Source organism: Streptomyces sp. RP5T (assembly GCF_003933965.1).
GTDB lineage: Bacteria > Actinomycetota > Actinomycetes > Streptomycetales > Streptomycetaceae > Streptomyces.
This window is the reverse complement of record NZ_RSAJ01000438.1, coordinates 1-7,019: the sequence shown is the minus strand read 5'-3', so window position 1 is coordinate 7,019 and position 7,019 is coordinate 1. Positions and strand designations below refer to the sequence as shown.

Here is a 7,019-nt window from a genome sequence, read left to right as displayed (position 1 = left end):
CCCAGCGCCTGCCCGTGCCGCGCCCCGACCCCCACGACGAGCATCACGCCGAGCTGAGCCGACTCGCCGACGCCGCCCCGGAGGCCCTGCTCCAGCACATAGGTGACTGGCGGGCCTCCACGGAGGTCCATCTCCTGCGCTGTCGGCTGCGGTTGCGGAACCCGGCCGACGGACCCGAGGCCGCCGAACGCGAACTGCGGGCGGCCGAGCAGCGGATCGGCTCCCAACGCGCCCCGTACGACTGGCGATTGCACTGGCATCACGGACTCCTCGCCCTGGCGCGCGACCAAGTCCGCGAGGCGTGGCGGCACTTCGACCGGGTGTACGCGGCGATCCCGGGCGAGTACGCGCCCAAGCTCGCCCTGGGGCACTGCGCGGAACGCCTCGGACGCCGGCACGAGGCACTGACCTTCTACGAGGCGGTCAGGCTGCGCAACCCCTCCCTGGGCAGCGCGGCGTTCGGCGCCGCACGGGCCCGGCTCGCGCGGGACGGCGAACGGGCGCGCGAGGAGGCCGTACGCGAACTGGACGCCGTACCACAGCACTCGCGGCACCGGACCGCCGCGCGTACCGCGGCCGTGCGGATCGGCATCGAGTACGTGCGCAGGGCCGGGCACGACGACGAGGTGCCGCAGCGGCTCCACGAGGTACTGGGACGCCTCGCCCTGCTCTTCCACGCGCACGGCCTCACCGACGAGGAGGCCAGGGTCCGGATGACCGTCGAGGTCTGGGAGGCCGTCGAGGGCGCCCTCGACCGCGGCGCCCTCGACGCGGACGGTCTCGCCGCCCTGTCCGCCGCCGCGGACCCCCGACTCGGCCTCCCGCCCGACGAACACGGCCTGCGGGAGGACCTGTCCCGCCGCTATGTCACCCTCGCCCACCAGGCCGCCCGCTCGGCCTCCCCCGAGGACGCCGCCGTGGCCGAGATCCTCCTGGACCGCGCCTACGAGGTCCGCCCGCTCGCCTACCGACACCACAGGGACAGCCCATGGCTCGGCAAGAGAGTCGCCGACTGGCTCCGGACGGTCGCCTACGGTCCGTCGCACAGGACACCCTCCGGCTCGCGCGGGCAGTCGCCGCCGTAACCGCCGAACTCGTCCGCCGGGTCCACCGCTACGCCTGGCCCGCCCTCACGGGCCACCGCAACCGCGCCTACCTGCGGGACCGGCTCGTCGCGCTGCCGCTGCTCACCGTGGTGGCCTTCGGCGCGCTGGGCTGGGCCTACGCCGACGTGCGCGGCGACTCCGCGTACATCCGGGAACGCGCGGCGCCCGCGCTGGTCGATCTCGCGGACGCCCGGGCCTCGCTGCTGATCGCGCAGGGCGAGGCCGAGCGCAACCTCGCCGAGGGGCGGGCGGCCGAGCTCAGCGGGCTCAGCGAGCGGTACCGGACCCGGATCGCCCGCGCCACGCAGAGCCTGAACCAGGTCACCCGCAGCGGAGCCCTCACCGTCGCCGAGGAGCAGCAGCTGCGGGTCGTCTCCGCGCTGGTCGTCGACTACACCGGCTGGATCGGCCGGGCCCAGGGCCACGCCACCGACCCGGTCCTGCGGGACGCCGAACTCACCTACGCGCGCAGCATGCTCTGCTCGCAGGCCGTCGCGGCGACCGGCCGGAACCCCTATCCGGCCTGTCCCGCCGCGACCGGTACCGGCGCGACCTCGATCGTCGACCGGGTGACCGGACTGGAGGGGCGGCTGCGCGCACGCCTCGCCGACCGGGCCGCGTGGGGAGCGGACACGATCGCCGCGGCGGTGATCGCGGCGCTCGCCTTCGCCCTGCTCGCCGTCGGCCTGTGGCGGACGGGGTCCTTCCTGCGCCGCCGCTTCCGGATCCGGCTGAGCATCCCCCTCGCGGTCGCCGCCCTGCCACTGCTCGCCGTACCGTTCCTGACGGCCGACGCCCTGCTCGCCCTGGACGCCCAGCACGAGACCGTGCCGGTCGCCGACGCGCTGGCCGAGCGGACCTCGCCCCGGACGGAGACGATCGCCGAGGAGAGGCCCTTCGCCGGACCGGAGCCGGGGGCCATCGAGACGCTCCGGGCCCGGATGGACGAGGGACTGGCGGACGGCCGGCTCGCCTTCCTCGACGGCATCGCCCCGTTCGTGTTCCCCACGGGCCTTCTCGGCGCGGCCGTGATCGCCGGCGCGCTGCACGCCTACCGCCGTGAGTACCTCGTCGTCACCCGGCCGGGAGCCCTCGCATGAGCCGTGTCCTGCGCGTCCTCCTCGTGGCGTGTCTGCTGGCCCTCGTCCCCGGCTGCGGCGAGCGTACCCGCGACCCGCTGGTCGTCCTCGGCCCCTGGACCGGCGAGGAGGGCAAGGCCTTCGAGGCCACCCTCGACAAACTGGACGACGGCACCGGACGGACGTACACCTACGAGGGCACCCGCTCGCTCCGCGAGACGCTTGTCTCACAGCTGGAGGCCGACGACCCGCCGGACGTGGCGGTCCTCAACAGCATCGGCGAACTCACCGAGTACGCCCGCCGGGACCGGCTGAAGCCGCTCGACCCGGAGACCGCCCAGCGCGCCTACCCGCCCTGGGTTCCGGTGCTGATCGTGGACAACAAGCTGCGCCCGTACTGGGTGCCGCTGAAGGCCGACCTCAAGAGTCTGGTGTGGAGCAGACGCGGCGCGCCCGACGACAGGCCCACCTGGTGCCTGGGGCTCGCCTCCCAGGCCACCTCCGGCTGGCCCGGCACCGACTGGATCGAGGACCTCGTGCTCCACCAGGCGGGCCCCACCCTCTACGACGAGTGGGCCAGGGGCCGCCTCGACTGGCGCGACCCGGCCGTCGAACGCGCCTGGACCACCTGGGCGAAGCTGCTCGGCAAGCGCTCACCGGCGTCGGTCGAACAGTCCCTGACCACGTCGTTCGAGGGCGTGCCGGGAAGAGACGGACAGCCGCGCGGCCTGCTCGACTCACCCGGTTTCCACTGCACGCACGAGCACCAGAGCGCCTTCATCCGGTACGTGTACGCGGGCGACGACGTGACGGTGGAACCGTCGGCCCGGTATCTGGGCGGCCCGCCCGCATACCGGGACGCCTTCGAGGTCGCCGGTGACATGGCCGCCGTCTTCAGCGACGACCCGGACGCCCAGCAGCTCGTGGAGCGGTTGTCGAGCCCGGCCGGACGGGAGCTGTGGTGGGCGGAGGCGGATCCCCCGGTACGACCGCTGTTTCCGGCCACGGCCGGGCTGTCCCCGCCGGCCTCCGCCACGCCGGTCGAGCGCAAGATCGACTCCCTGCTCACCTCGGGCGCCCGCGTCCTGTGCTTCGACGCCTCCGACGTGATGCCGCCCGAACTCCGGGACGCCTTCCACCGTGCGGTCCTGGAGTTCTTCCGCGACCCCACCCAGCGGCAACTCGACTCGCTGCTTCAGCAGTTGGAGACCGTACGGGTCCAGGTGAACCGGGACGCCGGGACCGACCCCACGTTCCGGCCCCCGCAGCACATCTGCGAGTGAGGGGTGCCGGCCGACTCGCCCCGTGCCGTGGCGGAATGCGTGGTCGAGGCCTGGCCTGACATGGTGGTGTCATGTGCTGGAGTGCGACAGCGGATCTCGTGGCGGGCGCGGCCATCACCTCCGTCGGGGTGGCCTGTGTGATCCGGACCCGTCGCGCCGGGGACCTGCCCCTCGCCGCCCTGCCCCTTCTGCTCGGCGTGCACCAGCTGGTCGAGGCCGCCATCTGGCACACGGGGGGCGGAACCGGCGCGGCCACCGTCACCTGGGCCGTCATCGCCCTTCCGGTACTCGCCCTGTGGGTGCCGGTGGGCGTGTGGTGCGCCGCCCCGCGCCGAGTGGGACGCCGGGTGGCGGCGCTCGTGGCCGTGGGCGCGCTGACCGCCGCCTTTCTCGCCCATGGTCTCGCCACCCGCCCCGTCCGGGCCGAGATCCGCGGCCACACCATGGCGTACGTCATCGGTCTGCCCCAGGCGGAACTGCTCGTCGCCGGCTATCTGATCGCCACGGTCGGCGCCCTGCTGCTCTCCGGCGACCGCCGGCTCACCGCACTCGGCGTCCTGACGGGCGCGGGCGCCGTGGTGTGCTGGCTGCTGTGGCGGCTGGAGTTCGTGTCGACCTGGTGCGCGCTGGCGGCGGTCTGCTCGGTGGTCCTGTACGGATGGGTGAACAGCCGCCCCGCCCCGAAACGGGCGCTTCCGGCGGACATCCACGGTTCCTGAACGCAGCGTTCAGGCGGGCGCCCGCCCCGTGCTCTCCCTGACCACCAGTTCCGGCGCGGGTCGACCGGCGCCGACTTCTCCAGCACCCCGTGCAACAGGGCGAACGCGGCCCGGCCGAAGAGGGTGTGAGACAGGCGGCGTACGGGGCGTCGTCGAACCCGGCCACGCTGACCTCGTCCGGCACCGGGCGGCCCGCCTCGTGCGGGGCGCGCAGCACGCCCAGCGCGAGGTCGTCGTTGCCGCACAGGATCGCCGTCACCGACGGATCCCCGGCGAGGTCCCGGCCGACCGCGTGGCCGCCGCCGGGTCCCCAACCCCCCTGCACGGCAGGGGGTTCGGGCGCGCCGGCCTCCTCCAGGGCCTGCCGCCGGCCCTCGGTACGGGCGCCGGTGCGTCGGGTGGAGGAGGGGATGGCCACGTGGTGCACGGTCTCGTGGCCCAGGGACAGCAGATGCCGGGTCACCCGGTGGGCGGCCTCGCGGTCGTCGGTCCACACCCATGGCAGGTCACCGGAGGGCGCGTCGACCGGGGTCTCGACCACGCCCACCACCGGGACCCCGGCGGGGACCGCCTCCAGAGCCCGGACGCCGGCCGGGTCGTAGGCGATCACGATCAGCCCACCGCTCACGTCGGCGGCACGTTGCACCTCCGCGGCGACGGCGGCCTCGTCGGCCGATTCGAGGACACCTACGCCCACCGCGTGGGTGGCGGCACGAGCCGCCTCCTCGACGCCCCGGAGGATCGAGGCGTACCTAGGAGACTCCGGCGGCCGCGGCGACATTCCTGATGCCGGCCGGACCGCGTGTGTGACCGGCCACCTTCATGGTCGGAGTGTGACCGGCGCCCCTGGGGCGTCAAGCCGGGTGGAAGGGGCCCGTCGGCGCCGTGACGTGTCGCCGGGCCCGCAGCGGCGTGAGCGTGTCAGCGGGGCCGGTACGCCTTCGGCAGCGGCATGCCGCGCTCGGCCATGATCTGCCGCACCCGGTTCGGATAGTCGGTGATGATGCCGTCGACGCCCATGTCCATGAGCGCCTCCACGGTGGCCGGGTCGTCGCAGGTCCACGGGATGACCTTCAGGCCCCGGGCGTGGGCCTCCTCGACCATCGCCCGGTCGGCGTAGAAGCGGAAGCCGGGGTCGCCGACCTTGCCGGCCTGCGGGAAGCCGTAGTTGGGGGAGAGGGCCTTGACGCCGGGGATCGTGGCGGCGGCCCTGACGAAGTCGCCGCCGTAGTCGTCGGCGTCGATCCCGCCCAGCCAGGGCGACGCGCCGGGCTTGCCGACCTGGAGGAAGTCGTAGTTGGTGAGCGCGACGAGCGGCCATTTGGGCGCCAGTTCGTGCATCGCCCGGAGCGCGCCCCAGTCGAAGGACTGGATGGTGACCTGGTTCTCGATGCCCGAGCGGTGGATCTCCTCGTGCACCCGCCGCACGAACAGCCCACGCGGAGCGGTCTGTTCGGGCGCCCCGGCCTCGACCTTCGTCTCGATGTTGAGGGTGACGCGCTTGGCGCGGTAGCTCTTGACCAGGTTCAGCACGTCCTTCAGCTCGACCATCCGGAAACCCCTGATCACCTCCTGCTCGGGGAATCCCGGCAGTTGCCGGTAACCGCAGTCCAGGGTCCTGATCTGAGCCAGCGTCAGATCCTTGATGTACTGGCCGACATACGGGTACATCGCGTCGCCGGCCGTGACCGGGCCCGTGTCACGGCACTTGACCGCGCTGATCTGGCGGTCGTGGTTGACGACGACCTTCAGGTCCTTGGTGACGTGCGTGTCCAGCTCCAGCGTGGACACCCCGAGCCGCAGCGCCTTCCCGAAGCCCTCCAGGGACTCCTCGGTCGTCATACCGAGGCCGCCGCGGTGCGCCTGGAGGTCGAAGTGCGGCTTCGGCGCGGGCGGTCGATGGCCGTCGTGCGCCGTCGCGGGCGGGGCGGCCGACAGTGCGAGCACCGGCGCCAGCGCCAGGCCGGCGAGGACATGTCTTGCGGACATCGACACCTCACTCGTGTGGAGTCGGGGACGCCCACAGACGCTAGTGGGGCCGGGGACCGGTTCAACCCCCCGGGCGTGAGCCCATGGTGAATGTCCGAGGAACGCCGTCCCCGCACCGTCAGGGCGTGGGGATGCCCGCGGGGCGGGCCGGGCGGCCGAGGCGGACCGGGACGCCCGGGGAGTACAGGACGCTCACCGGGGCGTCGGTGGGCGCGGGCAGGCCGGCCGCGGTGACGAGGTCCTGCTCGCAGGTGAGCAGCTCGGCGCGGTACAGGGGCCAGCGCGGATGGTCGTTGGGCAGGTAGGCCAGTGGCTCGGGGCCGCCGAAGAAGGCGTTGTGCATGCCCCAGCGGGCGGTCAGGAAGTGCTCCAGGGCGGTCGGTTCCCCGATGCGTTCACCGGTCCGCACCGTGAGGAGGCTGCGCGCGCCGCGCGGGCCGGGCCAGCGGCGCGAGCTGGTGTAGGTGACGGTGTCCCCGGCCCTGCGCACGCTCATCCGGGACCACAGGTACGGCAGCCGGAAGCCGACGCGTCCCATCATTACGGGGATCAGCCGGGAGGCGTCCATCGAGCGGAACACCACACCCCGGCGTCCGTGCCGGTCCACCGAGTACAGGCGCACGTTGGTCTCCGGGAAGGTCCCGAGGTACGGCACTCCCGGCAGCCCCAGCCAGCCGACCCGGTGCATCCGGAACGCGACCAGGCCGACATAGGTGAGCCCGTCGTGGGTGTCGGGGACCGTGCCGCGCGGCAACAGCCCCGCCACGAGCGCCGGTTCGACGGCCCAGTGGACGAAGGCGAGGTCCAGCCACTGCTGGGTGAGGAGCGGGACCCGTATGAGGG

At 73.5% G+C, this 7,019-nt stretch carries 6 protein-coding genes and 1 pseudogene; 4 read left to right on the top strand and 3 right to left on the bottom strand.

The window, feature by feature from the left end; genetic code table 11:
* The 4 genes from EHS43_RS32665 to EHS43_RS32650 form a co-directional block, all read left to right on the top strand.
* On the top strand, nucleotides 1-1,085 hold a 1,085-nt coding region (locus EHS43_RS32665), incomplete at its 5' end, for a tetratricopeptide repeat protein (protein ID WP_312023457.1).
* Nucleotides 989-2,206, top strand: a complete 1,218-nt coding sequence (locus EHS43_RS32660) for a hypothetical protein (protein WP_125194286.1) — start codon at nucleotides 989-991, stop codon at nucleotides 2,204-2,206. The genes EHS43_RS32665 and EHS43_RS32660, both read left to right, overlap by 97 nt.
* Nucleotides 2,203-3,468, top strand: a complete 1,266-nt coding sequence (locus EHS43_RS32655) for an extracellular solute-binding protein (RefSeq protein WP_125194285.1) — start codon at nucleotides 2,203-2,205, stop codon at nucleotides 3,466-3,468. The genes EHS43_RS32660 and EHS43_RS32655 overlap by 4 nt, the downstream gene beginning before the upstream one ends.
* Nucleotides 3,469-3,539: 71 nt before the next feature.
* Nucleotides 3,540-4,187: a DUF6629 family protein gene (locus tag EHS43_RS32650; protein WP_125194284.1), complete on the top strand. Its 648-nt coding sequence runs from the start codon at nucleotides 3,540-3,542 to the stop codon at nucleotides 4,185-4,187.
* Nucleotides 4,188-4,196: 9 nt separating this feature from the next.
* Here EHS43_RS32650 and EHS43_RS32645 read toward each other — a convergent pair.
* The 3 genes and pseudogenes from EHS43_RS32645 to EHS43_RS32635 all read right to left on the bottom strand — a co-directional run bounded on the left by EHS43_RS32645 (nucleotide 4,197) and on the right by EHS43_RS32635 (nucleotide 7,014).
* Nucleotides 4,197-5,011, bottom strand: a pseudogene (locus EHS43_RS32645) (substrate-binding domain-containing protein).
* A 97-nt stretch (nucleotides 5,012-5,108) separates the two neighbouring features.
* Complete coding sequence (locus EHS43_RS32640; protein ID WP_125194283.1) at nucleotides 5,109-6,176, bottom strand: glycerophosphodiester phosphodiesterase family protein; 1,068 nt, start codon at nucleotides 6,174-6,176, stop codon at nucleotides 5,109-5,111.
* 118 nt (nucleotides 6,177-6,294) lie between these two features.
* Nucleotides 6,295-7,014, bottom strand: a complete 720-nt coding sequence (locus EHS43_RS32635; RefSeq protein ID WP_125194287.1) for a YqjF family protein — start codon at nucleotides 7,012-7,014, stop codon at nucleotides 6,295-6,297.
* Between the last annotated feature and the right edge of the window lie 5 nt (nucleotides 7,015-7,019).